A 25,121-nucleotide genomic window follows, 5' to 3' on the forward strand; every position below is an offset into this window, starting at 1 on the left:
CCAGGCCATGGCGACCCAGCAGCCCGCCCTCGTCCTCGACCCGACCGGCGCCGGTCACCACGCCGAGCACCGCGCCCTGCGCGACCGCGGCCCGGCGACGCTGGTGGACGTCCTCGGAGTCCAGGCCTGGTCGGTCAGCGATCCCGCCCTCCTCAAACAGCTCCTCACCAGCCCCGACGTCTCCAAGGACGCCCGCGTGCACTGGCCGGCCTTCGGCGAGGTCGTCGGCACCTGGCCGCTGGCCCTGTGGGTGGCGGTGGAGAACATGTTCACCGCGTACGGACCCGACCACCGCAAGCTGCGCCGGCTGGTGGCGCCCGCCTTCAGCGCCCGCCGCGTCGAGGCGATGCGTCCGGCCGTCGAGTCGATGGTGACCGGGCTCGTCGACCGGCTCGCGGAACTGCCCGCCGGCGAACCGGTCGACCTGCGGCAGGAGCTGGCCTACCCGCTGCCCATCGCGGTGATCGGCCACCTCATGGGCGTACCCGAGGAACGGCGCGACGGCTTCCGCGCCCTCGTGGACGGTGTCTTCGACACCACGCTGGACCAGGCCGAGGCGCAGGCCAACACCATGCGCCTGTACGAGGTCCTGGACCAGCTCATCGCCGCCAAGCGCGCCGCCCCGGGCGACGACATGACGTCCCTGCTCATCGCCGCGCGGGACGACGAGGGGGACGGCGACCGCCTCTCCCCCGAGGAACTGCGCGACACCCTGCTGCTGATGATCAGCGCAGGCTACGAGACCACCGTCAACGTCATCGACCAGGCCGCGCACACCCTGCTGACCCGCCCCGACCAGCTGGAGCTGGTCCGCAAGGGCGAGGTCACCTGGGGGGACGTGGTGGAGGAGACGCTGCGCCACGAACCGGCGGTCAAGCACCTGCCGCTGCGGTACGCCGTCACGGACATCCCCCTGCCGGACGGGCGGACCATCGGGCGCGGGGAGGCCATCCTCGTCTCGTACGCCGCCGCCAACCGTCACCCGGACTGGCACGCGGACGCCGACACCTTCGACGCGACCCGCACGGTCAAGGAGCACCTGGCCTTCGGCCACGGCGTCCACTTCTGCCTGGGCGCGCCGCTGGCCCGCATGGAGGTGACCCTCGCGCTGGAGAGCCTCTTCGGCCGCTTCCCCGAGATCCGCCTGGCCGATCCGGCGGAGGAACTGCCGCCCGTGCCGTCCCTGATCAGCAACGGTCACCAGCGGCTCCCGGTCCTGCTGCACGCCGGCTGAGCGGCGGGCGGGCAGGACCGGGCCGGGAAGCACTAGGGCCGGGGGTTCAGCCGAACATCCCCGGCTCGTAGTCGCCCGCCGGGTTCTGGAGCATGACGTTCACTCGGTTGTACGTGTTGATCAGGGCGATCAGGCCGACGAGCGCGGCGAGCTGGTCCTCGTCGTAGTGCTTCGCCGCCTCCGCCCACGCCTCGTCGGTGACGCCGCCGGCGGCGTCGGCGATGCGGGTGCCCTGCTCGGTCAGCTCCAGGGCTGCGCGCTCGGCGTCGGTGAAGACCTTGGCCTCCCGCCACGCCGCGATCAGGTTGAGGCGCAGCGAGGTCTCGCCCGCCTTCGCGGCGTCCTTGGTGTGCATGTCGAGGCAGAAACCGCAGCCGTTGATCTGGCTGGCGCGGATCTTCACCAGCTCCTGCGTCGCGTGCGGCAGCGTCGAGTCCGACACGACCTTGCCCGCCGAGTTGATGTGGCGCACGAGCTTGCCCGCGATCGGGTTGGCGAACATGTTGAGACGCGCTTCCATGGTGACTTCCTCCGTCGTCGTTCATCGGTGGGCGTACACAGCTACGACGGACCGCGGCGGCGGGATGTGACAGGCCCACGGAGCACATGGATGTGACCTGCGTCTCATGTGTTCCGGGTCGGCCGGGACAACAACCGGAGCAGGGCCGTCGTCACGTCGGCCGGGCGTTCGTCCATCACCCAGTGGCCGGTGCCGGGCAGCATCGTCAGGTCGGCGCCGGGGATCGTGCCGGCCAGTTCCGTCGCGATCGCCGGGCTGAGGTACTGGTCGTCGCGGCCCCAGACGACCGCCGTCGGGCATCCGACGGCGGCCAGGTCCCGGCGCAGGCCGGGGCGGGCGGGGGTGCGGTAGTCGGCGAAGTAGTGGAGCAGCCAGCGGCGGCCCTCCGGTGTGTCCATCCAGTCGACGTAGCCGCGCAGGAGGTCCGGGGCGAGGTGGCCCGCGCGGACCAGCGGGCTGAGGGTACGGCGGTGGAGGGCTGCGTACGGCAGGCGCAGCGCCGCCCGGTGGAGGGCGGGCGTCCGGGCGAGTACGCCGATCAGGGTGAAGACGGCGTACCAGCGGCGGGTGAACGTGGCGTGGGCGCGGCTGTTGAGGAGGGCCAGCCGGCGTACGCGGCCGGGGTGGCGCTGGGCGAAGCCCAGGGAGAGGAAGCCGCCGTAGTCGTGGCCGGCCAGGTTCACCGAGTCCAGTTCCAGGGCGTCCAGCAGCCGGCCGAGGCGGGCGACCTCTGTGTCGTAGTCGAAGGGCAGGTGCAGGGGGCGCTCGGACCGGCCCCAGCCGAGGAGGTCGGGGGTGATGACCCGGTGGCGGCGCGACAGGGGCGGGACCTGGTGGCGCCAGCAGCGGTGGTCGGCGGGGTAGCCGTGCAGGAGGACGACCGGTTCGGCGTCGGGGGGTCCGGACTCCCAGCAGGCCACGCGGGCGCCGTCCACCGTGACGGACCGGGTGCGGGGCGGGGACCGGTGGTCCGCGCCCGGGCTCTGCGTACTCATCGCGCTTCCGGCTCCTTCGCTGCTCGCCGCTCACCGTGCGTCGCCTCCCCTAACTGTGCGCATACCCCGGAGTGCCGGGGTCAGGGCACGCGGTTCGGCCGATCGAGGGGTGCGCCGTCGGTACGACCCGGGGCGGGCCGGCCGTCCGGCGGGGATTAGGGGGTGTCGTTTGGATCAGGCCGGCTCCGAGTAGCGGTGCCTTGCAGGCGACCCCGGCAAGATCCAAACGACACCCCGTAACCTCGGCTGGAGCAGCTACTCAGGGCAGGAGGCGGTGCGGAGATGGTGAAGGTTCCCGGCGCGGTGGTCGCCGCGGGCGGTCTGGTCGGCGGGTACGGCGTGGCCCGGTGGACGAAGAGGCGGGAGCTGGGCGGGGTCGTGCTGGCCGTCGCGGGCGCCGCCGCCGCGCGGCAGTGGCGGGCGCGGGCCGGCGGGAAGGCCGCGGGTGCGCTGACGGCGGCGTACGTCGCCGGTTTCGCCGGGTCCCACCCGCTGGCCAAGAAGGTGGGCGCCTGGCCGTCCGTCCTCGGTGTGGCCGGTGCCGTGGCGCTGGCCTCCTGGGCGGTCGCCGACCGGAAGGCCTGAGCGCCCGTCCGTGGCATCGGACTACGGTGCCGGTGGTGGGTCAGGTCCGGTGGTGGGTCAGTACGTTGACCACCCGGCCGGTCGGGTCCCGGACGAAGAAGCGGCGTACGCCCCACTCCTCGTCCTTCAGCTCCCGTACGATCTCCGCGCCCGACGCGGTCACCCGCGCGTACACCGCGTCCACGTCCTCGACCTCCACGCTGAGGTCGGGGACGAGGGGCGCGGTGCGTTCCTCGGTGAACAGGCTGATCTGGGCGGTGGGGTTGGACGGGGAGGCCAGGGTGGTCACCCAGCCCATGTCCATGACCTCTTCGAAGCCCAGCAGGCCGTAGAAGTCACGGCTCGTGTGCAGCTGTTCCCCGTCCTCGACCCGGATGTCGGGCACGATCCTGCGAATGGTCATGGGCGGCTCCTCCCCGCCGAGCCGGCCGAGTAGTCCCCCGGACCGGCCTGTACCGCCGACAGCGGTTCCGCGATGTCCTCCAGGGAGCGGCGCTCCGCCTTCACCGCCAGGAACACCGCCACCAGTCCGGCCGCGCACATCAGCCCGGCGCCGATCTGGAAGGCCAGGACGGTGTCGCCCACGACGCCGGACTCGGTGAGGTTGGCGAAGAGCAGCGGGCCGCTGATGCCGCCGGCGGCGGTGCCGAGGGCGTAGAAGAAGGCGATGGCCATGGCGCGGGTCTCCATGGGGAAGACCTCGGACACCGTCAGGTAGGCGCTGGAGGCGCCCGCGGAGGCGAAGAACAGCACCACGCACCAGCACGCCGTCATCGTCGTGGCCGTCAGCGAGCCCTGGTCGAAGAGCCACGCGGTGCCGAAGAGCAGGATGCCCGACAGCAGGTAGGTGCCCGAGATCATGATCCGGCGGCCGACCGTGTCGAAGAGGGGGCCGAGCAGGAGCGGGCCCAGGAAGTTTCCGGCGGCGATGACGGCGAAGTAGTAGCCGGTGGAGCCGGTCGGCACGTCGAAGAAGGTGATGAGGATGGTGCCGAAGCCGAAGGTGATGGCGTTGTAGAGGAAGGCCTGGCCGATGAAGAGGGACAGGCCGAGGACGGCGCGGCGCGGGTAGCGGCGGAAGACGGTCTTGGCGATCAGGCCGAAGCCGATGCTCTTGCGCTGGTGGATGGTGATCTCACCGGCCGGGGGCGGCAGTTTCTCGCCCTTCTCCTCCTCGATCTCGCGTTCGACGGAGTCGACGAGTGCGTCGGCCTTCTCGCCGTGGCCGTGGATGAACTGCCAGCGTGGACTCTCCGGCACGTGCCGCCGCACCAGGAGGATGACCAGGCCGAGGACGACGCCCATGGCGAAGCTGAGCCGCCAGCCGAGGTCCTTGGGGAAGATGTCGGTGTCCAGCATCACGATGGACAGCAGCGAGCCGCCGATCGCGCCGAGCCAGTAGCTGCCGTTGATGATGAGGTCGACCCGGCCGCGGTACTGGGACGGGATCAGCTCGTCGATCGCGGAGTTGATGGCCGCGTACTCGCCGCCGATGCCGAAACCGGTGAGGAAGCGGAAGAGGAAGAACCACCAGGACTCGAAAGAGAGCGCCGTCAGCGCGGTCGCCGCCAGGTAGACCGCCAGCGTCGCGATGAACAGCTTCTTGCGGCCGTAACGGTCGGTCAGCCAGCCGAAGAACAGGGCCCCGGAGCAGGCACCCGCCACGTACAGGGCGGCGGCGAGGCCGGTGACCTGCGAGGCGCTGATGTCCAGGCCGCTGCCTTCCTCAGCGATGCGTCCGGCGACATTGCCGACGATCGTGACTTCCAGGCCGTCCAGGATCCAGACGGTGCCCAGACCGATCACGATCATCCAGTGCCATCGCGACCAGGGCAGGCGGTCCAGACGGGCGGGGACGGCCGTGGTGACGGTGCCGGTGGAGACGGGCCCCGAGGACGACGACGCATCTGACGACGAATCCGCTGTCATGGCTCCCTCTCCGTCGGGCGAACGCCTCCCGTGTGCCCTGCACCGGGAGGAACACGCCCGCCGCGCCGGGAGGCCCGAGGGCCGCGCGTGGCGGCCCTACGCCCCCAGGATGCGGGAGACCGCGTAGATCAGCAGCCCGGCCAGCGAGCCGACCACCGTGCCGTTGATGCGGATGAACTGGAGGTCGCGGCCGATGTTCGCCTCGATCTTCTTCGTGGTGTGCTCGGCGTCCCAGCTCGCCACCGTGTCGGTGATCAGGGAGGTGATCTCCTTGCGGTAGGTGGTGACCACGTACACCGCGGCACCCTCCACCCACGCGTCGACCTTGCCCTGCACCTTGGCGTCGGAGGCCATCCGGGCGCCCAGCGACAGCAGCGAGGCCCTCACCCGCATGCGCAGTTCGCTGCGCTCGTCCTCCGCCGCCGAGACGATCATGGCCCGTACGGCCGTCCAGGCGGACGCGATCAGGTCCTGGACCTCGCCGCGCCCCAGCACCTCGGACTTCAGCCGCTCCACGCGCGCACGGGTCTCCGTGTCGGACTGGAGGTCGGAGGCGAAGTCGGTGAGGAAGCGGTCGAGGGCGCCGCGCGCCGGGTGGGCGGGCATGTCGCGCATCTCGGTGACGAAGCGCAGCAGCTCCTTGTAGACGCGCTCGCCGACCCGCTTGTCCACGAACCGGGGCGTCCATCCGGGTGCCCCGCCCTGCACGGCGTCCATCACGGAGTCGCCGTGCAGGATCAGCCAGTCGTGGGCGCGGGAGACGATCAGGTCGACGGCGCGCTTGTGGCCGCTGTCGGCGACGATCCGGTCCAGCATCTTGCCGATGCCGGGGGCGATCTCCTGGGCGTCGGCCCGGCGGGTGATCGCCTCGCCGACCACCGCCTGCACGTCGGAGTCGCGCAGCACGGTCAGCGCGCCGCGCAGGGCGGCGGCCAGCTCGGCCGTCACCCGGTCGGCGTGTTCGGGCACGGCGAGCCAGGCGCCGAGCCGGCTTCCGATGCCGACGGCGCGCAGCCGCTGCCGTACGACGTCCTCGGAGAGGAAGTTCTCGCCGACGAACTCGCCCAGCGAGACGCCGAGCTGGTCCTTCTTCTTGGGGATGATCGCGGTGTGCGGGATGGGGATGCCGAGCGGGTGGCGGAAGAGCGCGGTGACCGCGAACCAGTCGGCGAGCGCGCCGACCATGCCGGCCTCGGCGGCGGCCGAGACGTACCCCGCCCAGGCGCCCGCGCCCCGGTGGGAGGCCCACTCGGCGAGGACGTAGACCAGGGCGACGAAGAGCAGCAGGCCGGTGGCGGTGAGCTTCATGCGGCGCACGCCGCGCCGCTTCTCCTCGTCCGCCGCGCTGAAGGACGTCATCGCGCGGTCGCGGACGGCACCGCTCCCGCCGCCGGTACCGCTTCCGGTGTCGCCGGATCCATCCGGAAGCTCCGCTTTCGTGCGTTCCATCCACTCCACCGTTCGCCGATCCGCCCCGCACACATTGTCCCTTCCTGACCGACTCCTGGAACGGAACACAAGTTCCCGGCGTCTGTCCGGAAGGGGAACGCGCGGGGGTCGTACGGCGTTTCCCCGACCCGTGCCGCATCATGGATACATCGGACCGGAGCCTCGGGCTCCCCTCGCCCGAGGAGAACAACACAGCATGACCCGGGGTCGTGACGGAGGCACGGGGGCGCCTCCCACCAAGTACCGTGCCCTGCTCGCCGCGATCGTCACTCTGGTAGTGGCGATCTCCGCGGCCATATACGCCTCGGTGTCGGCCGACGGCGGCGCCCGGGACCGCACGCCCCTCGCCGGCGGCCCCGCCCCGCGCGGCGACGCCGCTCCCGCCTCCACCGGCACCTGGGTCGGCGCCTGGTCCGCCTCCCCGGCCGCAGCCGAACCGCGCACCGAGACCACCGGCACGGCCGGCCGCTCGGTACGCAACGTCGTGCACGCCGGCGTCAGCGGAACGAGCGCGCGGATCACCCTGTCCAACCTCTACGGGCAGTCCCCGCTGACCATCACGCACGCGACCATCGCCCTGTCGGCCGGCCCCGACAGCGCCGCCGCGCTCGCCGACACCATGCGCCGGCTCACCTTCGGCGGCAGCCCCCAGGTCGTCATCCCGGCCGGCGGGCGGGTGATGAGCGACATCGCCCGTCTCGCCGTCCCCTACGGCGCGGACGTCCTGGTCACCACGTACTCCCCCGTCCCCTCCGGACCGGTCACCTACCACCCGCACGCCCAGCAGATCAGCTACCTCGCCGACGGGGAGCACACCGCCGACGTCACCGCCGTCGCGTACACGACCGAGACCCGGGTCTGGCGGTACCTGACCGCCCTGGACGTGCTCAGCCACGAGGCCGACGGCACGGTCGTCGCCCTCGGCGACTCGATCACCGACGGCTTCGGCTCGGACACGAACGCCAACAACCGCTGGACCGACACCCTCGCCGAGCGGCTCCACGAGGCGGCCGGGGACGGGCGGGACACGCCCCGCTACAGCGTCGTCAACCAGGGCATCAGCGGCAACCGCATCCTCACCAGCCGGGCGGGCCGGCCCGCCGACAACCCCAGCGCCCTCAGCCGGTTCGAACGGGACGTCCTGGACCGCACCAACGTCAAGGCCGTCGTCATCGTGCTCGGCGTCAACGACATCCTGCACAGCCCCGAACTCGCCGACCGCGAGGGCATCCTCGACGGCCTGCGCACCATGGTCGACCAGGCGCACGGCCGGGGACTGAAGGTCATCGGCTCGACGATCATGCCGTTCGGCGGGCACGGCGGGTACACGAAGGCCCGCGAGAACATGCGGCAGCAGATCAACGAGGAGATCCGCTCCGGCCACGTGTTCGACGCGGTCGTCGACTTCGACAAGGCGCTGCGCGACCCCTACGACCCGCGCCGGCTGCGCTCCGACTACGACAGCGGCGACCACCTGCACCCCAGCGACAAGGGGTACGAGCGCATGGGCCGGGTCCTCGACCTGGACGACCTGAAGGGCGCGGCACCGGTCCAGCTGTGACCGGCACCGGGGTGGACGCGGCGCGTCCGCGACGGGTTCCGCACGCGCGGCACACGGCAGGTCCTCGTAGGCCCCGTCCCGGCCCCCGGCCTGCGGGTTCGGTCACCCAACACGCCGGCGTCGCGGGTGACGCCTCACCCGCCACCCGGTCCGCCGGACTTGGCACCCGGCGACAGACTCGACCGTGAAGTCCGACCCCGCCCCGCCCCGGCCCGTCCACACACCCACACACCGACTCCTGCCCCCGGCGCGCAGCGCCTGCCCGACGACACCAACGACCGCCGGACCGGCACCCAGCGCGCACAGCCTCCTGCCCGCCGACGCCGCCGCCCGCAACCCACCGGACCCCGCTCCGCGCCGGCCCGATGGGCAACGCCCCGCTCAGTGCTCGCGGCAGCCCACGCCCCCGTCCCCGCGCCCAGCGGCGCGCGCCCCGCTCAGTCCTCGCCCCGCCTGCGCCGGTCCCGTTCCTCGCGGCGCAGTTCACGCTGCTCGCGGCGTTCGTCGCGGTGTTCGCGGAGCATGTCCCGGTGGCTGTCCAGCATCCGGAGGTGGTCCTCGGCCGCGTCGTCGCGGGAGGAGGCGCGCAGTTCCTGGCGGGCGGCCCGGCGCTCCAGCTTCTCCTGCCGGCGCTCCTCCCTGATCCGCAGCTTCTCCGCCCGGGTCAGCTTGCGCCGGACACCGACGCCGCCCCAGAACGCGAACCCGGTCACGATCACCCGCGGGGCGCCCGGGTCGCCCGGCACACCGGACTCCCGGTGGTCGAAGTCGCCCATGACGCCGACGCCCCGCACGATCACCTCGACGCCCGGCGGCACGATCACGTCGATCCCTCCCATGACCGCCACGCAGTTGATCACGACCTCGCCGTCCGCGAAGAGCGCCTCGCGCAGGTCGATCTCCCCGCCGCCCCAGAACGCGAAGGAGTTGAAGCGGCGCGGCACGGTCCAGCGGCCCTTGCGCTGGAACCCGCCCAGCACGGCCACCGCCCACGACGACGAACCCTCGCCGCCGGTGATCCGGCCCGCCCAGTCCCCGGCCGCCGCCGGATCCTTCGTCATCGACACCTTGGGCGCCGCGACCGCCGTACCGACCGGCAGGTCACGGGTGATCGGCGCCAGTTCCCCGTAGGTCCGCGCGCTGTACGTCGCGTCCAGCCGCTCCTCGAACTCGGTCATGTCGAGGCGTCCCTCCGCGAGGGCGTCCCGCAGGACCTCGGCGACTCGTTCACGGTCGGCGTCGGATGCGCGCAGCTCCGGGGCGTCGTCGGTCATGTACAGCAGCCTACGAGGTCGCCGCGCCGGAAACTACGCGCTCGAGCGTTCCGCGTACATCTTCGCGATCACCGACTCGATGTCCGGCTCCCGCACCGACAGGTCCACCAGCGGATACCGCGCCGCGACCGCCGCGACCAGCCCCGCCGCCGACTCCGACGCCGGGAACGCCAGCCACTGCCGCGGCCCCTCCACCCGCACCACCCGCGCGGGCGCCGGCGCCTCGATCGGCGGCAGCTCCCGCTCCAGGTCCACCACCAGGGTGCGTTCGCTCTCCCCCGCCTCGTGCAGGCCGCCCAGGGGGCCGTCGTACATCAGCCGGCCGTGGTCGATGACCATCACCCGCGAGCACAACTGCTCGATGTCCTGGAGGTCGTGCGTGGTCAGCAGCACCGTCGTGCCGCGCTCCGCGTTCAAGTCCCGCAGAAAGCCCCGCACCTTGGACTTCGACACCACGTCCAGGCCGATCGTCGGCTCGTCCAGGTACAGCACCTCCGGGTCGTGCAGCAGCGCCGCCGCGATGTCGCCGCGCATCCGCTGGCCCAGCGACAGCTGCCGCACCGGCACGTCCAGCAGCTCGCCCAGCTGGAGGAGGTCCACACAGCGGTCCAGGTTCTCCCGGTAACGGGCGTCCGGGATGCGGTACATGCGGTGCATCAGCCGGTAGGAGTCGATCAGCGGCAGGTCCCACCACAGCGTCGTACGCTGCCCGAAGACCACCCCTATGCGGTGCGCCAGCCGGGTCCGCTCCCGCGACGGGTCGATGCCCGCGACCCGCAGCCGGCCGCCGCTCGGCGTCAGGATGCCGGTCAGCATCTTGATCGTCGTCGACTTCCCGGCACCGTTCGGCCCGATGTAGCCGACCACCTCCCCGCGCGCCACGGTGAACGACAGCCCGTCCACCGCCCGTACCTGACGCCGCTCCCGCTTCAGGAAACCCGTCTTCTTGCGCACGTCGAAGACCTTCTCGACGCCGTCGAGCTCGATGAAGGCCCCCGCGCCCGACCCCGCGGAATCCGCCCCGGCCACCGTCCCCAACTCCCTCAGCTCCCTGTACTCCGGTAAGAACGAAGCCCCGCCCGCCACGCCAGCCCCGCCAGCGCCCCGCAGCCCACGGCCACCAGCGGCGCCGTGAACGCCACCCAGCCGGGCAGGTCCAGCGGGTACGGCCGGTCCAGCACGAAGCACGCCGGCAGCCAGTTGACGAAGGCCAGCGGCACCACGAAGGTCACCCCCCGCACCAGGTCCAGCGCGAACACCGTCGGCGGGTACTGCAGCATCGTCGTACCGCCGTACGTGAAGGCGTTCGCCACCTCGGAGGCGTCCTGCGCCACGAACTGGAACGCCCCCGCCGCCACGAACACCGCCGCGAAGATCCCCGCCCCGCCCAGCAGCATCACCGGCATCAGCAGCAGCTTCGCCGGCGTCCAGTCGATGTCCACGACCACCAGCGCGTAGCCCAGCACCAGCAGTCCCTGCGTCACCCGCCCCAGCCGCCGCAGCGCGAACCGGTCCGCCGCCACCTGCGCCAGCACCGGCGCCGGACGCACCAGCAGCGTGTCCAGCGTCCCGTCCCGCACCCGGCGCCCCAGCCGATCCATCGACCCGATCGCCAGGTCGGCCAGCCCGAACGAGACCCCCGACAGCCCGTACAGCAACGCCACCTCGCCCAGCGACCAGCCGCCCAGCGCGTCCACGCGGGAGAACATCAGCAGGATCGCCACGAAGTCCAGGGCGGTCATCGCGAAGTTCCCGAACGTCGTCAGCGCGAACGACGTCCGGTACGCCATCGTCGACCGGATCCACATCGCCGCGATCAGCCGGTACGCCCGCAGCCCCTCCACGACCCGCCCGCGCGGCTCGCCCCTCGCGGCCGTGCCCCGCGCCTCCGCCGTCTCAGCCACCCTGCACCACCACCCGCCGCGTCGCCGCCGACTGCACCAGCCGCCCCACCGCCAGCAGCGCCACCGCCCACGCCGCCTGGAACACGAACGTCCCCAGCGGCGCCGCCTCCCCCAGCAGCACGTCCGCCGGCGCCTGCAACAGCGACGACCACGGCAACGCCCGTACGACTTCGCCCAGCGCACCGGGGAACACGTTGAGCGGCAGCAGCATCCCCGAGCAGAACAGCCCCGCGATCCACGCCATGTGCAGCACACCCGTGCCGTCCATCAGCCAGAACGCCGACAACGCCACCAGATAGCGCAGCGCGAAGCTCACCAGCGCCCCCAGCCCCACCGCCACCAGGAAGGCCGCCCACGTGGACACCTCCCGCGGCAGCGCCACCGGGAAGAACAGCGAACCGAACGCGAACGGCAGCACCCCGCGCCCCAGCAACTGGAACACCGCCCGCCCCGCGTCCGCCGCCAGCCACCACAGCTGCAGATCCGCCGGCCGGTACAGGTCCACCGCGATGTCACCCGTTCGGATGCGCTCCATCAACTCGTCCTCGAACCCGCCGCCGCCGATCGCCAGCGCCGCCAGCAACGCCTGCCCCAGCCACACGAACGTCACGGCCTGCGCCTGGTCGTACCCCCCGAGCTGCGGCTTCTCGTCCCACAGAGCCAGATAGGTGTACACGAGGATCAGCCCGAAGACCGTGTTGGTGAACACCCCGGCGGCGGTGGCCGCCCGATACGTCGCGTAACGTCGGAATCCGCCCGCCGCGACGGCCGCGTACAGCCGCCCCGAGCCCAGACCCACAGCCCTCCCCCTCCGACCGGCACCAAAGCGCAGGAGCCTAGTGCGACGGCGCGAGCCGGTGCCACGGAATTTCACGGGTGTGCCGTCGAGTGGGAACGGAACGGGCGGTGCGAGAGTCTTCTTCTGAGGACATCAGACGGCGCAGAGGCGTACAGGCCGTACGAGACCAGTCAGTACGACGCGAAGACCATTACCGCGCGAAAAACGCGAAAAACGTACGATGCGAAAACCGTACGACGTGAAACAGGAGTCCGTGCACGAGATGAGCGACGAGCCGCAGCCGCAGCCGAAGACCCCGGGCTGGGCGTCCAGAGAGTCACTGGCGGCCGGCGACCCACAGACCGCCGGACCCGAGGGCGCGGGCAAGTCGAAGAAGCCCAAGCGGCCCAAGCGAACCGGATGGCGCCGGCTGATCCCGACCTGGCGCATGGTCGTCGGCACCTTCGTCGTCGGCGTCCTGCTTCTGATCGGCGGCTTCTTCCTCGGCTACTCCCTGGTCCACATCCCGGCCGCCAACGCCCTCGCCACCAAACAGGCCAACGTCTACCTGTACGCCGACGGCAGCGTCATCGCCCGTGACGGCGAGGTCAACCGGGAGAGCGTCGGTCTCGCCCGCATCTCCAAGGACGCCCAGCACGCCGTCCTGGCCGCCGAGGACCGCGACTTCTACACCGAGTCCGCCATCGACCCCGGAGCCATGGTCCGCGCCGGCTGGAACACCGCCACCGGCAAGGGCAAGCAGTCCGGCTCCACCATCACCCAGCAGTACGTCAAGAACTACTACCTGGCCCAGGAACAGACCATCACCCGCAAGGTGAAGGAGTTCTTCATCTCGATCAAGCTCGATCGCGAGAAGAGCAAGGACGAGATCCTCGAGGGCTACCTCAACACCAGCTTCTTCGGCCGCGGCGCCTACGGCATCCAGGCCGCCGCCCAGGCCTACTACGGCGTCGACGCCAAGGACCTCACCGCCGGCCAGGGCGCCTACCTCGCCTCCCTCCTCAACGCACCCAGCCAGTACGACGTCGTCGCCCACCCCGAGAACCGGCCCGCCGCCGAGGCCCGCTGGAACTACGTCCTCGACGGCATGGTCAAGAAGGACTGGCTCACCCCGGCCGAACGCGCCGCCCAGAAGTTTCCCGTGCCCAAGGAGTCCACGATCTCCACCGGCATGTCCGGACAGCGCGGCTACATCGTCAACATCGTCAAGGACTACCTGATCAGCAACGAGATCGTCGACGAGGAGGAACTCGACCGCGGCGGCTACCGCATCACCACCACCCTCCAGAAGGACAAGCAGAACGCCTTCGTGAAGGCCGTCGACGACAAGCTCATGTCCCAGCTGGACAAGAAGGAACGCAAGGTCGACACCTACGTCCGCGCCGGCGGCGCCTCGGTCGACCCCAGTACCGGCAAGGTCGTCGCGATGTACAACGGCATCGACTACGTCAAGCAGTACACGCCCAACGCCACCCGCCGCGACTTCCAGGTCGGCTCCACCTTCAAGCCGTTCGTGTTCACCTCCGCCGTCGAGAACCACTCCGAGACGCAGGACGGCCGCACCATCAACCCGAACACGATCTACGACGGCACCAGCGAACGCCCCGTCCAGGGCTGGAGCGGCGGCCGCTACGCCCCCGAGAACGAGGACCACCGGGACTACGGCGACGTCACCGTCCGCGAGGCCACCGACAAGTCCGTGAACGCCGTGTACGCCCAGATGGCCGTCGACGTCGGCTCCGACAAAGTCATGCAGACCGCGATCGACCTCGGCCTCTCCAAGAACACCCCCGAGCTCACCCCCTCCCCCTCCATCGCCCTCGGCGTGGCCACCGCCAGCCCCCTCGACATGGCCGAGGCGTACGCCACCCTCGCCAACCACGGCAGGCACGGCACGTACACGCTGGTCGAGAAGGTCATGAAGGACGGCAAGCACGAGGTCGACCTGCCCGAACGGCGCGAACACCAGGCCGTCAGCCGCGAGGCCGCCGACACCACCACCTCCGTCCTGCGCAGCGTCGTCCAGAACGGCACCGCCACCGCCGCCCAGGCCGCGGGCCGCCCCGCCGCAGGCAAGACCGGCACCGCCGAGGAGGACACGGCCGCCTGGTTCGCCGGCTACACCCCCGAACTCGCCACCGTCGTCGCGGTGATGGGCCAGGACCCCGAGACCGCCGCCCACAAGTCCCTCTACGGCGCGATGGGCCTGCCCCGCATCAACGGCGGCGGCGCACCCGCCGAGATCTGGGGCCAGTACACCCGCGAGGCCCTGGAGGGCGAACCGGTCTCCGACTTCGACCTCCGGCTCCAGACCGGCGCCGACGTCACCGCCGCCCCCACCGCCGACTCCTCCGACGAACCGGGCAGCGGCGAGGAGAGCGGCACCGGCGCCCCGGACGACGAGTCGAGCGGCGACGAGGACACCGGCACCGAGACCCCGGGCGGGTCGGCCAGCACCCCGCCCGGCGACACCGGCGGCGAGGGCGACACCTCCACCGGCGGCCCCGCCACGGGCGGCCCCAGCACCGAGCCCGGCCCCACGGGCGGCGCCGGCGGCGGCGAGGACGACTCCTCGGGCGGCGGCACCACCGAGGGCGGCGACGGCGGGGAAACGACCGGCGCGGGCGGCGGCGGGGACTCCGGCACCGGAACGATCACCGGACTCCCCACCCGCCCCGGGCGCGAGAGTCAGTGACCGGAGGTCGCCTTCAGACCCACCACGGCCACCAGCAGCAGACAGATGAAGAAGATCCGGGCGGCGGTCGCCGGCTCACCCAGCACCACCATGCCGAGCACCGCCGCACCGGCCGCACCGATGCCCACCCACACGCCGTAGGCGGTACCGATGGGCAACGTCCGCGCCGCGTACGACAGCAGCACCATGCTCGCGACGATCCCGGCACCGGTGAACACACTCGGCCACAGCCGCGTGAAACCGTCGGTGTACTTCATCCCGATCGACCAGCCGACCTCGAGCAGACCGGCGACGAGCAGCAGAACCCACGCCATGACAGGCACCTCCGTGAACGAACTGAACGGGGTGCGTCGTCTTTTCCTTCAACCCGGTACGGCGCGTCTCGTCGGGATGCTTCCCAAGGTAGCAAAAACAGCGGAAAGGGGCCGGTGACCTCGATCACCAGCCCCTGAAGCCCGTTACGGCTCTGATTCAGAGATACAGCCCGGTGGAATCCTCCGACCCCTCGAACCGGTCCGCGGCCACGGCGTGCAGATCGCGCTCGCGCATCAGCACGTAGCCCACACCCCGCACCTCGACCTCCGCCCGGTCCTCCGGGTCGTACAGCACCCGGTCGCCCGGCTCCACGGTCCGCACGTTCTGCCCCACCGCGACGACCTCGGCCCAGGCCAGCCGCTTGCCGACGGCGGCCGTGGCGGGGATCAGGATGCCGCCCCCGGAACGCCGCTCGCCCTCACCGGTGTCCTGCCGCACGAGTACACGGTCGTGCAGCATCCGGATCGGCAGCTTGTCGTCCTGCGGGTGCTCGTTTCTCTTGGCGCTCACGCCCAGAAACCTACCTGTCCCCGCTCAGCGCTTACGCCGCCGGGTACCGCCCAGAGCGAGCAGCCCCACCACCCCGACCACGACGAGCGCGACGGGCACCACCCGCTCCATCCGCGGCGCGCCCTCCTCGTCCACGAACTGCGACTTCACATCGCTGACCACACGGTTCACCCCGACGTACGCACGCCCGAGGGTGTGATCGACGCTGGAAGCGACCTTGGCCTTCGCATCGTCCACGATCGTCTTGGGATGCACGCGCATCCCGATCTCGTCGAGCGTCTCGGCCAGCACCTCGCGACGGCGCTTGATGTCCGCCTCGATCTGCGCCGGGGTTCTGATGTCCGACGTGTCCGCCACCGTACGCCTCCGAAGTCCTCTGACACTGTCCCGGACAGTCTGTCAGCTCCAGGCCCCGCCGCACTGTCAGGACCCCCGGTTCGGGCCTGTCCGGCAGATCATGCCGCAGACGCGGGGTCTGTACGGTGCTGCCAATACCCTGCGACCTGATCTGCCGGACAGGCCCTACGCTGGATCGATGAGCGAGCGACTCCAGCCCGGGGACCCGGCCCCCGCCTTCACCCTCCCGGACGCCGACGGCAACGAGGTGTCCCTGTCCGACCACAAGGGCCGCAAGGTCATCGTCTACTTCTACCCTGCCGCGCTTACCCCCGGCTGCACGAAGCAGGCGTGCGACTTCACGGACAACCTGGAGCTGCTGGCCGGCGCCGGGTACGACGTCATCGGCATCTCCCCCGACAAGCCGGAGAAGCTGGCCAAGTTCCGCGACACGGAGTCCCTGAAGGTCACCCTCCTCGCCGACCCGGACAAGAAGGTCCTGGACGAGTACGGCGCCTTCGGCGAGAAGAAGAACTACGGCAAGACCTACATGGGCGTCATCCGCTCCACGATCGTGGTGGACGAGGAGGGCAAGGTCGAACGGGCCCTGTACAACGTCCGCGCGACGGGTCACGTGGCCAAGATCATCAAGGATCTCGGGATCTGAGTTCTTCTCCGCAGGGCCCGTACCGAAGCCTTCCGGTACGGGCCCTTCCGCATGCCGTGCGTGACTGTCCGATAAACGGTTCGTTACTCCGTACGAGGCTGCGAACGCGTGGCCGGGAAACGGAGGGGAATCGGTGGGGGCGAGTGTGTACAGCCGGGAGCGGCTGGAGGAGGCGGCTCGGGGGGCTCGGACGTTGTCGGAGGCGTTGGTGTGGTTGGGGGTGGATCCGAGGAGTTCTACGCGGCGCTATGTCATGGCGCGGATGAAGAGGCTGGGGGTGGACACCTCCCACTTCCAGCGTGAGGGGGTGAAGTGGACCCGGGAGGTTCTCCAGGAAGCGGTCACAGCTTCGACGAACATGTGCGAGGTACTCCGGCATCTCGGACTGGAAGTGGTCGGCGGACACCACACGCACATCAGCCGACGCATCAAGTCGTACGGCATCGGCATCTCGCACTTCCAGATGCCGACCCGGAAGGGGAAGCCCTGGCGCCCCCGGACACCTGAAAGGTTGCTCGTCGAGCAGTCGCCCGCGGAAGCGAGGCGTATCCCCAGCGATCGACTCAAGTGGGCGATGACGGCCGTGGGCGCACCCGAGCGGTGCGTACTTTGCGGTAACAACGGCATCTGGCACGGACGCCCGATCCCCTTGGAGGTCGACCATGTCGACGGCGACTGGCGCAACAACCGCGTCGAGAACCTGCGGCTACTGTGCCCTAACTGTCACTCGATCACGGACACTTACCGAGGACGTGGCAAGGGGCGTGCAAGCCGATGAGCAGTGGCGTGCGTTACACGCGTGATCGACTCGCAGAGGCAGCCCAGCAGTGCTCCGATCTCGACGAAGTGATCGACTTCTTCGGCGCCCAGCCGTCCGGCAATCTGCGGAGGTACCTCGCGAAGAGGTTCGCCCACTACGCAATCGACATCTCGCATCTCGCCCCGGCCGGTAGCCGAATCCGGCCTTCCGTTGAGGAACTGCGTGCCGCAGTCTCCGACTCCGTATCGATCGCCAGTGTGCTCCGTCGACTAGGACGTCCAGACAACGGCGCGCAACGCGCCCTCTTGCGTCGATGGATCGCAGACGACCGTCTCTCGACAGAACACTTCCTGGGGCAGGCCCACCGGCGGGGCAAGCCCAGCACGGCCACACCGTTCAGACAGCCTGATGACATCTTGGTCAAGCACGTGGGCGAACGCCGGACGAAGACCGCGTTGCTGCGTCGAGCGCTCTGTGCGATCGGCGTACCCAACAACTGCGACGAGTGCGGTACAGGCCCCGAGTGGCTCGGCAAACCCATGACTCTGGAAGTGGACCACGTGAACGGGGACTGGAGCGACGATCGAAAGGAGAACCTGCGGCTACTGTGCCCCAACTGTCACGCTGCCACGGCCACCTGGTGCCGAGGCGGCCGACAGCGGCATGCTGCGCCCAGTAAAGTAGGCCCGGTCGAGCGCCCGTACGCCAACTGGCCGAGCGGCAATCTTTAGGTGGTTGTGTTTGTCGGTTCGAATCCGACCGGGCGCACAGGGCCCTGTACCTACGAATCTTAGGTACAGGGCCCCTCGTCCTTGAGTCACCCCAAAAGCTCCCGCACCACCGGCACCAACGCCCGGAACGCCTTCCCCCGGTGGCTGATCGCGTTCTTCTCCTCCGCCGTGAGCTCCGCGCACGTCCTCGTCTCGCCCTCCGGCTGGAGGATCGGGTCGTAGCCGAAGCCTCCCGTGCCGGCGGGGGTGTGGCGGAGGGTGCCCTTCAGTTGGCCCTCGACGACTCGCTCGGTGCCGTCGGGCAGGGCCAGGGCCGCCGCGCAGGCGAAGTGGGCGGCTCGGTGGTCGTCGGCGATGTCGGCGAGCTGGGCGAGGAGGAGGTCGAGGTTGGCCTTGTCGTCGCCGTGGCGGCCGGCCCAGCGGGCGGAGAAGATGCCCGGCGCGCCGTTGAGGACGTCGACGCAGAGGCCGGAGTCGTCGGCGACGGCGGGCAGGCCGGTGGCCTGGGCGAGGGCGTGGGCCTTGAGGAGGGCGTTCTCGGCGAAGGTGACGCCGGTTTCCTTGACGTCGGGGATCTCCGGGTAGGCGTCCGCGCCGACGAGGTCGTGGGGCAGGCCCGCGTCGGCGAGGATGGCCCTGAGTTCGGTGATCTTTCCGGCGTTACGGGTGGCGAGGATCAGGCGGGTCATGGGGTCCAGTATTCCGGACCCATGACTTCTGGATCACGGTGTGCAGACCTTGGTCAGTTCGCCGGCCGCGTCGGTGACGGGGCTGAGGTCGGGGGTGCTGTCGCCGTTCTCGACGGAGGTACGGACGTTGTCGACGGCCTTGCCGAGGTCTTCGACGGCCTTGTTGACGTCCGCGTTGTCGGTCTGGTCGCCGATCTTGTCGAGGTTCTTGTCTATGGAGTTGAGGGACTCCTCGAGCTGCGTCGGGTCGTTGGACGCGTTCTCCACGGCCTGCTGGAGGGCGGTGACGCTGTCGGCTATGGCGTCGGCGGTCTGGACGCAGTCGAGTGCCTTGTCGACGGCGTCGCACCCGGTGGTGAGGCCGGCCGTCAGGGCGAAGGTCGCCACGGCTGCGGCGGTGACGGTGGTGCGGCGAAGGCGGCGGTGGCGGCTCGCGGCCATGGGTCTCGGTCCTCCCCTTGGGACAGGGCCGGTCGGCCCGTGTGCGGTCGGTGCGGCGGCAGGCGTACAACCGGCTTCGGCTGTACGCCCGTAGAACTGCTGTGCTGCCGCTCGTACTGCTAGTGACGCTGTGGTGGGACGTCGAGTTGCGCGTCCCGGCCGTCTTTCCTGGCGTGCTCTTGGTGTTCTCTTTACTTTTCCAGGACCGTATCAAGCGCCTTGCGCTGGAGTTCGGCCAGTTCCGTGCAGCCGGCGGCGGCGAGGTCGAGGAGGGTGTTGAGCTCGTCGCGGTCGAAGGGCTCGGCCTCGGCGGTGCCCTGGACCTCGACGAAGCGGCCGTCGCCGGTGCAGACGACGTTCATGTCGGTGTCGGCGCGGACGTCTTCCTCGTAGCGGAGGTCGAGGAGGGGGGTGCCGTCGACGATGCCGACGGAGACGGCGGCGACGGTCCCGGTCAGCGGCTTGCGGCTGGGCTTGATCAGCTTCTTGGTGTGCTGGGCCCAGGTGATGGCGTCGGCGAGGGCGACGTAGGCGCCGGTGATGGCGGCGGTGCGGGTGCCTCCGTCGGCCTGGAGGACGTCGCAGTCGAGGACGATGGTGTTCTCGCCGAGGGCCTTGTAGTCGATGACGGCGCGCAGGGAGCGGCCGATGAGGCGGCTGATCTCGTGGGTGCGTCCGCCGATGCGGCCCTTGACGGACTCGCGGTCGCCGCGGGTGTTGGTGGCGCGGGGGAGCATGGCGTATTCGGCGGTGACCCAGCCTTCGCCGCTGCCCTTGCGCCAGCGGGGGACGCCTTCGGTGACGGAGGCGTTGCAGAGGACTTTGGTGTCGCCGAAGGAGACGAGGACGGAGCCTTCGGCGTGTTTGCTCCAGCCGCGTTCGATGGTGACGGGGCGGAGCTGCTGGGGGGTGCGGCCGTCGATGCGTGACATGCGGGTGAGCCTAGCGGGGCATGGGGAGGGGCCCTTCCCGTGGCGTGTGGCGGGAGGGCCCCTGGGGGCGCTTTTCGGCGCCCGGTGCGCGCTCGTGCGCGCTGATGCGCGCGGGGCGCTTACATCATGTCTTCGATTTCCGCGGCGATCGGGTCGGCGTCGGTGCCGATGACGACCTGGATGGCGGTGCCCATCTTGACGACGCCGTGGGCGCCGGCGGCCTTCAGGGCGGCTTCGTTGACCAGGCCGGGGTCGTTGACCTCGGTGCGGAGGCGGGTGATGCAGCCTTCGACCTCTTCGATGTTGTCCAAGCCGCCGAGGCCGGCGACGATCTTCTCAGCCTTGCTGGCCATGTTCTTCTCCCTGATCCGAGCCGCTTTGTGGCAGTAACCCACAGTTGGCCCATCTTCGCGAGCCATCGGTGGGGCTGGTGCCGAATGATGGCGTCACGGCGGCGGAGCCGTCTGTCAACTGGTCTACACCAGTGTACCGGCGACCGGATGGAGACCGGATGAGTGCCGACAGCTCGGTCAGCCCCGCCCGCGCCCGCTGGAACAAGGCGTTCCAGGGTCTGCAGAAGATGGGCCGCAGTCTGCAGTTGCCCATCGCGGTCCTGCCCGCGGCGGGCATTCTCAATCGTCTGGGGCAGCCGGACGTCTTCGGCGAGGACGGCCTGGGGTGGACGAACGTCTCGAAGGTGATGACCGGCGCGGGCGGCGCGCTGCTGGACGGCTCGCTGGGGCTGCCGCTGCTGTTCTGCGTGGGCGTGGCCATCGGGATGGCGAAGAAGGCGGACGGTTCGACGGCGCTGGCGGCGGTGGCGGGGTTCCTCGTCTACTGGAACGTGCTGCGGCAGTTCCCGGAGGACTGTCCGGAGGGTTCGGAGGCGGTTCCGCAGGTCGGCTGTCAGCTGACGGACGGTTCGGGGACGGTGACGGCGTTCACGTACCAGAATCCCGGGGTGTTCGGCGGCATCGTGATGGGGCTGCTGGCGGCGTACTTCTGGCAGCGGTTCCACCGTACGAAGCTGGTGGACTGGCTCGGGTTCTTCAACGGGCGCCGGCTGGTGCCGATCATCATGGCGTTCGTGGCGATCGCGTTCGCGGCGCTGTGCCTGTGGGTGTGGCCGCCGATCGGTGACGCGCTGGAGAGCTTCAGCGACTGGCTGACGGGGCTGGGCGCGTGGGGTGCGGGTGTGTTCGGGCTGGCGAACCGGGCGTTGCTGGTGATCGGCCTGCATCAGTTCCTGAACGTGCCGATGTGGTTCCAGTTCGGTTCGTACACGAAGCCGGACGGCACGGTGGTGCACGGCGACATCAACATGTTCCTGGCGGGTGATCCGAACGCGGGGCAGTTCACGACGGGCTTCTTCCCGATCATGATGTTCGCGCTGCCGGCCGCCGCGCTGGCGATCACGCACTGTGCGAAGCCGCACCGCCGCAAGGAGGTGGGCGGTCTGATGCTGTCGGTGGGGCTGACGTCGTTCGTGACGGGGATCACGGAGCCGCTGGAGTACTCGTTCCTCTTCATCGCTCCGGCGCTGTACGCGGTGCACGCGGTGCTGACGGGTGTGTCGATGGCGGTGACGTGGGGGCTGGGTGTGAAGGACGGGTTCAGTTTCTCGGCGGGACTGATCGACTACGTCATCAACTGGAACCTGGCGACGAAGCCGTGGCTGATCATTCCTATCGGGCTGTGTTTCGCGGCCGTGTACTACGTGATCTTCCGGTTCGCGATCACGAAGTTCGATCTGAAGACGCCGGGGCGGGAGCCGGAGGACGAGGTGGAGGACGTCACGAAGGTGTAGACCTCGCAGGAAGGTGTAGACCTCTCGCGCCCCTCGCGTACCCTTTGGGGAAGGTCTTGCGAAGGCCCTCGGACCGCCGGTCCGGGGGCCTTCGGCACGCCTTCACAGGCCTGTGGCCAGGGGCTGGGGACCGGTACTGCGCGTAGCGCTCCGGTCGCGGAATTACGGGTTCCTTACGCCGCCTTCATCGTGCTACAACAGGTCTACACCACTGAGTGGTGTAGACCACCACCCGATGGAGGAAGTATGAGCACCGCCACCGACAAGGCGGCCCCCGCAAAGAAGCGGGGATCTGGTCTTTTCCAGGGTCTGCAGAAGGTCGGCCGCAGCCTGCAGCTCCCGATCGCCGTGCTGCCGGCGGCGGGCATCATGGTCCGGCTCGGCCAGGACGACATCTTCGGCAAGGACGGCCTGGGCTGGGACAAGGTCGCCGCCGTCTTCAACAACGCGGGCGGTGCCCTCACCGGCTCGCTGCCGATCCTGTTCTGCATAGGCGTGGCCATCGGCTTCGCCAAGAAGGCGGACGGTTCGACCGCGCTGGCCGCGGTGGTCGGCTTCCTCGTCTACAGCAAGGTCCTGGAGGCCTTCCCGGTCACCGAGGCGGTGGTCAAGAACGGCGAGGACGTCGCGGCCACGTACAACGACCCGGGGGTGCTCGGCGGCATCATCATGGGTCTGCTCGCCGCCGTGCTGTGGCAGCGGTACCACCGCAAGAAGCTGGTGGACTGGCTCGGCTTCTTCAACGGCCGCCGGCTGGTGCCGATCATCATGGCCTTCGTCGGCATCGTGGTCGGTGTCTTCTTCGGTCTGGTCTGGGAGCCCATCGGTGAGGGCATCTCGAACTTCGGCGAGTGGATGACCGGCCTCGGCGCCGGTGGCGCGGCCCTCTTCGGCGGTGTGAACCGCGCGCTGATCCCGGTCGGCATGCACCAGTTCGTGAACACGGTGGCCTGGTTCCAGCTCGGTGACTTCACCAACGCCGCCGGTGACGTCGTGCACGGTGACATCACCCGCTTCCTCGCCGGTGACCCGGACGCCGGCATCTTCCAGTCCGGCTTCTTCCCGATCATGATGTTCGGTCTGCCGGCCGCCGCGATCGCCATCGCGCACTGCGCCCGTCCGGAGCGCCGCAAGGCCGTGATGGGCATGATGGTCTCCCTGGCCGCGACCTCGTTCGTGACGGGTGTGACCGAGCCGATCGAGTTCTCGTTCATGTTCATCGCGCCGGTCCTGTACGTGCTGCACGCGGTGCTCACCGCGATCTCGATGGCGGTGACGTGGGGCCTGGGTGTGCACGCCGGCTTCAACTTCTCGGCCGGCTTCATCGACTACGCGCTGAACTGGCACCTGGCCACCAAGCCATGGCTGATCATCCCGATCGGTCTGGTCTTCGCGGTGATCTACTACGTGACGTTCCGCTTCGCGATCGTCAAGTTCGACCTGAAGACCCCGGGCCGCGAGCCCGAGGAGGAGATCGAGGACCTCACGAAGGCGTGAGCCTCCCCCGCACGGCATGACGAGGGCCCCCGGACCGGAAGCGGTTCGGGGGCCTTCGCCGTGCCGGCCTCAGATCTCGTACGTCGCCCCCGCCGCCGCCACCTCCACCGGCCCGTCGTAGGCCTCGCGGGCGTCGGCGAGGTTGACCCGGGGGTCGGTCCACGGCGGGATGTGGGTGAGGACCAGGCGCCGGGCGGCGGCGCGGGTGGCCGTCTCGCCCGCCTCGCGGCCGTTGAGGTGCAGGTCGGGGATGCTCTCCTTGCCGTGCGTGAAGGCGGCCTCGCACAGGAAGAGGTCGGTGTCGCGGGCGAGTTCGTCCAGTGCGGCGGTGACGCCCGTGTCCCCGGAGTAGGTCAGTGACCGGCCGCCGTGTTCGACGCGGATGCCGTAGGCCTCCACGGGGTGGGCGACGCGGTCGGTGTGCACGGAGAACGGGCCGATCTCGAAGGTGCCCGGCTTGACCGTGTGGAAGTCGAAGACCTCGCTCATGGAGGAGGCCGAGGGGGTGTCGGCGTAGGCCGTGGTGAGCCGGTGCTCGGTGCCCTCGGGGCCGTAGACCGGCAGGGGGCCGCAGCGGCCGCCGTCGTGCCGGTAGTAGCGCGCGACGAAGTAGCCGCACATGTCGATGCAGTGGTCGGCGTGCAGGTGGCTGAGGAAGATCGCGTCGAGGTCGTAGAGACCGCAGTGGCGCTGCAGCTCGCCCAGGGCACCGTTGCCCATGTCGAGGAGCAGCCGGAAGCCGTCGGCCTCGACGAGGTAGCTCGAGCAGGCCGATTCCGCGGACGGGAACGACCCCGAGCAGCCGACGACGGTGAGCTTCATGAAGCAGAAACCTCCGCTGGCGCGTGTGGAGAGACGGGGGTCGTGCGGTTTGTCGAGCGTAAGGCGCAAAACCTTTGGTCGCTCCTCCGCCAGGGGCCGTTGTGGGCGAACTCACCTGTGCTGTCACCGGTTCGGCTGGACCGGGGGCGCGCGGGGCCGGGGAGGGGGCGCGCGGGCGTGGTGTGCGCCGGTACCGTCGTTGGTATGGACACGTCCTGGTGGCTCGCCTTCGCGGCGGTGGTACTGCTCGCCCTCGTCGCCGTGATCGTCGACGGGTGGGGGCGGGGGCGGCGGCCGCCGCGTCCGGGTGGCAGCCGGCGTCCGCCGGGGCGGCCCACGGGGCCGAGGGGGCGGGCGGCCCGGCCGCGGCCGGCGGAGATCTGGTGGGCGAACGTGCCGTACGAGGACACGGAGGGCGCGAAGGACCGGCCGTGCCTGGTGATCTCGGTGCGCGGGCGGCGCGCGCTGGTCGCGAAGATCACCAGCCGGTACCGGGAGGAGCGGGCCGGGGTGATCACGCTGCCGCCGGGCTCGGTGGGTGACGCGCGGGGGCGGACGAGCTTCCTGGAGACGGACGAGCTGCGCCGGGTGCCGGTGCGGGACTTCCGGCGCCGGGTGGGCGAGGTGGACCCGGCCCTGTGGGACCAGGTGCGTCACCTCGCCCGGTGA

26 protein-coding genes, 1 tRNA gene and 1 riboswitch are annotated in these 25,121 nt (G+C 70.3%); of the genes, 10 read left to right on the plus strand and 17 right to left on the minus strand.

Annotated features, from left to right (window positions below):
- The first annotated feature begins 7 nt into the window (after positions 1-7).
- Positions 8-1,234, plus strand: coding sequence for a cytochrome P450 family protein (locus AMK11_RS05355; protein WP_073723552.1), 1,227 nt, complete (start codon positions 8-10; stop codon positions 1,232-1,234).
- A 46-nt stretch (positions 1,235-1,280) separates the two neighbouring features.
- On the opposite strand, the gene AMK11_RS05360 is transcribed toward AMK11_RS05355, so the two are convergent.
- Positions 1,281-1,754, minus strand: coding sequence for a carboxymuconolactone decarboxylase family protein (locus AMK11_RS05360; protein WP_073723554.1), 474 nt, complete (start codon positions 1,752-1,754; stop codon positions 1,281-1,283).
- Between the two features lie 104 nt (positions 1,755-1,858).
- Positions 1,859-2,749 (minus strand): alpha/beta fold hydrolase, encoded by an 891-nt coding sequence (locus AMK11_RS05365; RefSeq protein ID WP_073723556.1) that lies wholly within the window; start codon positions 2,747-2,749, stop codon positions 1,859-1,861.
- A gap of 282 nt (positions 2,750-3,031) precedes the next feature.
- On the opposite strand from AMK11_RS05365, the gene AMK11_RS05370 reads away from it, so the two are divergent.
- Entirely contained in the window at positions 3,032-3,334 is a 303-nt protein-coding gene (locus tag AMK11_RS05370) for a hypothetical protein (protein ID WP_073723558.1), read from the plus strand.
- 40 nt (positions 3,335-3,374) lie between these two features.
- Here the strand turns inward: AMK11_RS05370 and AMK11_RS05375 are convergent, their stop codons facing one another.
- The 3 genes from AMK11_RS05375 to AMK11_RS05385 form a co-directional block, all read right to left on the minus strand.
- Positions 3,375-3,737, minus strand: coding sequence for a VOC family protein (locus AMK11_RS05375; protein ID WP_073723560.1), 363 nt, complete (start codon positions 3,735-3,737; stop codon positions 3,375-3,377).
- Positions 3,734-5,263 (minus strand): MFS transporter, encoded by a 1,530-nt coding sequence (locus AMK11_RS05380; RefSeq protein WP_073723562.1) that lies wholly within the window; start codon positions 5,261-5,263, stop codon positions 3,734-3,736. Before AMK11_RS05380 ends, AMK11_RS05375 begins: the two co-directional genes overlap by 4 nt.
- A gap of 96 nt (positions 5,264-5,359) precedes the next feature.
- Positions 5,360-6,712 (minus strand): DUF445 domain-containing protein, encoded by a 1,353-nt coding sequence (locus AMK11_RS05385; RefSeq protein WP_198941293.1) that lies wholly within the window; start codon positions 6,710-6,712, stop codon positions 5,360-5,362.
- 196 nt (positions 6,713-6,908) lie between these two features.
- On the opposite strand from AMK11_RS05385, the gene AMK11_RS05390 reads away from it, so the two are divergent.
- Entirely contained in the window at positions 6,909-8,273 is a 1,365-nt protein-coding gene (locus AMK11_RS05390) for an SGNH/GDSL hydrolase family protein (RefSeq protein ID WP_073723566.1), read from the plus strand.
- Between the two features lie 437 nt (positions 8,274-8,710).
- Here AMK11_RS05390 and AMK11_RS05395 read toward each other — a convergent pair whose 3' ends face one another.
- Genes AMK11_RS05395 through AMK11_RS05410 form a run of 4 tightly spaced genes read right to left on the minus strand, consistent with a single transcriptional unit; the run spans position 8,711 to position 12,250 of the window.
- Positions 8,711-9,547 (minus strand): DUF1707 SHOCT-like domain-containing protein, encoded by an 837-nt coding sequence (locus AMK11_RS05395; RefSeq protein ID WP_073723568.1) that lies wholly within the window; start codon positions 9,545-9,547, stop codon positions 8,711-8,713.
- Between the two features lie 33 nt (positions 9,548-9,580).
- A complete protein-coding gene (locus AMK11_RS05400; RefSeq protein WP_383581770.1) occupies positions 9,581-10,585 on the minus strand; it encodes an ABC transporter ATP-binding protein in 1,005 nt (334 codons plus the stop codon).
- Between the two features lie 5 nt (positions 10,586-10,590).
- Positions 10,591-11,451 carry an ABC transporter permease gene (locus tag AMK11_RS05405; RefSeq protein WP_079187222.1) on the minus strand — a complete coding sequence of 287 codons (861 nt, stop codon included), beginning with the start codon at positions 11,449-11,451 and terminating at the stop codon, positions 10,591-10,593.
- Positions 11,444-12,250 (minus strand): ABC transporter permease, encoded by an 807-nt coding sequence (locus tag AMK11_RS05410; RefSeq protein WP_107429643.1) that lies wholly within the window; start codon positions 12,248-12,250, stop codon positions 11,444-11,446. The genes AMK11_RS05405 and AMK11_RS05410 overlap by 8 nt, the downstream gene beginning before the upstream one ends.
- A gap of 262 nt (positions 12,251-12,512) precedes the next feature.
- Between AMK11_RS05410 and AMK11_RS05415 the strand changes: the two genes are divergently transcribed.
- A complete protein-coding gene (locus AMK11_RS05415) occupies positions 12,513-14,945 on the plus strand; it encodes a transglycosylase domain-containing protein (RefSeq protein ID WP_198941308.1) in 2,433 nt (810 codons plus the stop codon).
- Here the strand turns inward: AMK11_RS05415 and AMK11_RS05420 are convergent.
- The 3 genes from AMK11_RS05420 to AMK11_RS05430 form a co-directional block, all read right to left on the minus strand.
- Positions 14,939-15,259 (minus strand): DMT family transporter, encoded by a 321-nt coding sequence (locus AMK11_RS05420; protein ID WP_073723570.1) that lies wholly within the window; start codon positions 15,257-15,259, stop codon positions 14,939-14,941. The two genes, AMK11_RS05415 and AMK11_RS05420, sit on opposite strands and share 7 nt — an antisense overlap.
- A gap of 30 nt (positions 15,260-15,289) precedes the next feature.
- A riboswitch (guanidine-III (ykkC-III) riboswitch) is annotated at positions 15,290-15,357 on the minus strand.
- Positions 15,358-15,416: 59 nt separating this feature from the next.
- Positions 15,417-15,719, minus strand: coding sequence for a GroES family chaperonin (locus AMK11_RS05425; protein WP_167307483.1), 303 nt, complete (start codon positions 15,717-15,719; stop codon positions 15,417-15,419).
- 75 nt (positions 15,720-15,794) lie between these two features.
- Positions 15,795-16,127: a DUF3618 domain-containing protein gene (locus AMK11_RS05430; RefSeq protein ID WP_073723572.1), complete on the minus strand. Its 333-nt coding sequence runs from the start codon at positions 16,125-16,127 to the stop codon at positions 15,795-15,797.
- A 178-nt stretch (positions 16,128-16,305) separates the two neighbouring features.
- Between AMK11_RS05430 and bcp the strand changes: the two genes are divergently transcribed.
- From bcp to AMK11_RS05450, 3 genes are all read left to right on the plus strand, one after another.
- On the plus strand, positions 16,306-16,773 hold the full coding sequence (bcp, locus tag AMK11_RS05435) for a thioredoxin-dependent thiol peroxidase (protein ID WP_073723574.1): 468 nt from the start codon (positions 16,306-16,308) through the stop codon (positions 16,771-16,773).
- A 133-nt stretch (positions 16,774-16,906) separates the two neighbouring features.
- Positions 16,907-17,551 (plus strand): HNH endonuclease signature motif containing protein, encoded by a 645-nt coding sequence (locus tag AMK11_RS05440; RefSeq protein ID WP_073723576.1) that lies wholly within the window; start codon positions 16,907-16,909, stop codon positions 17,549-17,551.
- A 676-nt stretch (positions 17,552-18,227) separates the two neighbouring features.
- Positions 18,228-18,301: transfer RNA gene (locus AMK11_RS05450), tRNA-Leu, on the plus strand.
- A 49-nt stretch (positions 18,302-18,350) separates the two neighbouring features.
- Here the strand turns inward: AMK11_RS05450 and rdgB are convergent.
- The 4 genes from rdgB to AMK11_RS05470 all read right to left on the minus strand — a co-directional run bounded on the left by rdgB (position 18,351) and on the right by AMK11_RS05470 (position 20,745).
- Positions 18,351-18,953: an RdgB/HAM1 family non-canonical purine NTP pyrophosphatase gene (rdgB, locus tag AMK11_RS05455; protein WP_073723577.1), complete on the minus strand. Its 603-nt coding sequence runs from the start codon at positions 18,951-18,953 to the stop codon at positions 18,351-18,353.
- A gap of 33 nt (positions 18,954-18,986) precedes the next feature.
- Positions 18,987-19,394: a hypothetical protein gene (locus tag AMK11_RS05460; RefSeq protein ID WP_073723579.1), complete on the minus strand. Its 408-nt coding sequence runs from the start codon at positions 19,392-19,394 to the stop codon at positions 18,987-18,989.
- Positions 19,395-19,585: 191 nt separating this feature from the next.
- Positions 19,586-20,326 (minus strand): ribonuclease PH, encoded by a 741-nt coding sequence (gene rph, locus AMK11_RS05465; RefSeq protein WP_073723581.1) that lies wholly within the window; start codon positions 20,324-20,326, stop codon positions 19,586-19,588.
- Positions 20,327-20,445: 119 nt separating this feature from the next.
- Entirely contained in the window at positions 20,446-20,745 is a 300-nt protein-coding gene (locus AMK11_RS05470) for a glucose PTS transporter subunit EIIB (RefSeq protein ID WP_073723583.1), read from the minus strand.
- 92 nt (positions 20,746-20,837) lie between these two features.
- Between AMK11_RS05470 and AMK11_RS05475 the strand changes: the two genes are divergently transcribed.
- Positions 20,838-22,133 carry a PTS transporter subunit EIIC gene (locus AMK11_RS05475; protein ID WP_073723585.1) on the plus strand — a complete coding sequence of 432 codons (1,296 nt, stop codon included), beginning with the start codon at positions 20,838-20,840 and terminating at the stop codon, positions 22,131-22,133.
- 246 nt (positions 22,134-22,379) lie between these two features.
- A complete protein-coding gene (locus tag AMK11_RS05480; protein ID WP_073723587.1) occupies positions 22,380-23,630 on the plus strand; it encodes a PTS transporter subunit EIIC in 1,251 nt (416 codons plus the stop codon).
- Positions 23,631-23,699: 69 nt separating this feature from the next.
- Here the strand turns inward: AMK11_RS05480 and AMK11_RS05485 are convergent, their stop codons facing one another.
- Positions 23,700-24,452: an MBL fold metallo-hydrolase gene (locus tag AMK11_RS05485; RefSeq protein ID WP_073723589.1), complete on the minus strand. Its 753-nt coding sequence runs from the start codon at positions 24,450-24,452 to the stop codon at positions 23,700-23,702.
- Positions 24,453-24,656: 204 nt separating this feature from the next.
- Here AMK11_RS05485 and AMK11_RS05490 point away from each other — a divergent pair, with 204 nt between their 5' ends.
- A complete protein-coding gene (locus AMK11_RS05490; protein ID WP_073723591.1) occupies positions 24,657-25,121 on the plus strand; it encodes a type II toxin-antitoxin system PemK/MazF family toxin in 465 nt (154 codons plus the stop codon).

This window comes from Streptomyces sp. CB02414 (assembly GCF_001905385.1).
GTDB lineage: Bacteria > Actinomycetota > Actinomycetes > Streptomycetales > Streptomycetaceae > Streptomyces.

Excerpts from the sequence above, each read along its gene's own strand:
- AMK11_RS05355 (WP_073723552.1), top strand. The coding sequence starts at position 8 with ATGGCGACCCAGCAGCCCGCCCTCGTCCTCGACCCGACCGGCGCCGGT.
- AMK11_RS05360 (WP_073723554.1), bottom strand. The coding sequence starts at position 1,754 with ATGGAAGCGCGTCTCAACATGTTCGCCAACCCGATCGCGGGCAAGCTC.
- AMK11_RS05365 (WP_073723556.1), bottom strand. The coding sequence starts at position 2,749 with ATGAGTACGCAGAGCCCGGGCGCGGACCACCGGTCCCCGCCCCGCACC.
- AMK11_RS05370 (WP_073723558.1), top strand. The coding sequence starts at position 3,032 with ATGGTGAAGGTTCCCGGCGCGGTGGTCGCCGCGGGCGGTCTGGTCGGC.
- AMK11_RS05375 (WP_073723560.1), bottom strand. The coding sequence starts at position 3,737 with ATGACCATTCGCAGGATCGTGCCCGACATCCGGGTCGAGGACGGGGAA.
- AMK11_RS05380 (WP_073723562.1), bottom strand. The coding sequence starts at position 5,263 with ATGACAGCGGATTCGTCGTCAGATGCGTCGTCGTCCTCGGGGCCCGTC.
- AMK11_RS05385 (WP_198941293.1), bottom strand. The coding sequence starts at position 6,712 with ATGGAACGCACGAAAGCGGAGCTTCCGGATGGATCCGGCGACACCGGA.
- AMK11_RS05390 (WP_073723566.1), top strand. The coding sequence starts at position 6,909 with ATGACCCGGGGTCGTGACGGAGGCACGGGGGCGCCTCCCACCAAGTAC.
- AMK11_RS05395 (WP_073723568.1), bottom strand. The coding sequence starts at position 9,547 with ATGACCGACGACGCCCCGGAGCTGCGCGCATCCGACGCCGACCGTGAA.
- AMK11_RS05415 (WP_198941308.1), top strand. The coding sequence starts at position 12,513 with ATGAGCGACGAGCCGCAGCCGCAGCCGAAGACCCCGGGCTGGGCGTCC.
- AMK11_RS05420 (WP_073723570.1), bottom strand. The coding sequence starts at position 15,259 with ATGGCGTGGGTTCTGCTGCTCGTCGCCGGTCTGCTCGAGGTCGGCTGG.
- AMK11_RS05425 (WP_167307483.1), bottom strand. The coding sequence starts at position 15,719 with ATGCTGCACGACCGTGTACTCGTGCGGCAGGACACCGGTGAGGGCGAG.
- bcp (WP_073723574.1), top strand. The coding sequence starts at position 16,306 with ATGAGCGAGCGACTCCAGCCCGGGGACCCGGCCCCCGCCTTCACCCTC.
- rdgB (WP_073723577.1), bottom strand. The coding sequence starts at position 18,953 with ATGACCCGCCTGATCCTCGCCACCCGTAACGCCGGAAAGATCACCGAA.
- AMK11_RS05460 (WP_073723579.1), bottom strand. The coding sequence starts at position 19,394 with ATGGCCGCGAGCCGCCACCGCCGCCTTCGCCGCACCACCGTCACCGCC.
- rph (WP_073723581.1), bottom strand. The coding sequence starts at position 20,326 with ATGTCACGCATCGACGGCCGCACCCCCCAGCAGCTCCGCCCCGTCACC.
- AMK11_RS05470 (WP_073723583.1), bottom strand. The coding sequence starts at position 20,745 with ATGGCTCGCGAAGATGGGCCAACTGTGGGTTACTGCCACAAAGCGGCT.
- AMK11_RS05475 (WP_073723585.1), top strand. The coding sequence starts at position 20,838 with ATGAGTGCCGACAGCTCGGTCAGCCCCGCCCGCGCCCGCTGGAACAAG.
- AMK11_RS05480 (WP_073723587.1), top strand. The coding sequence starts at position 22,380 with ATGAGCACCGCCACCGACAAGGCGGCCCCCGCAAAGAAGCGGGGATCT.
- AMK11_RS05485 (WP_073723589.1), bottom strand. The coding sequence starts at position 24,452 with ATGAAGCTCACCGTCGTCGGCTGCTCGGGGTCGTTCCCGTCCGCGGAA.
- AMK11_RS05490 (WP_073723591.1), top strand. The coding sequence starts at position 24,657 with ATGGACACGTCCTGGTGGCTCGCCTTCGCGGCGGTGGTACTGCTCGCC.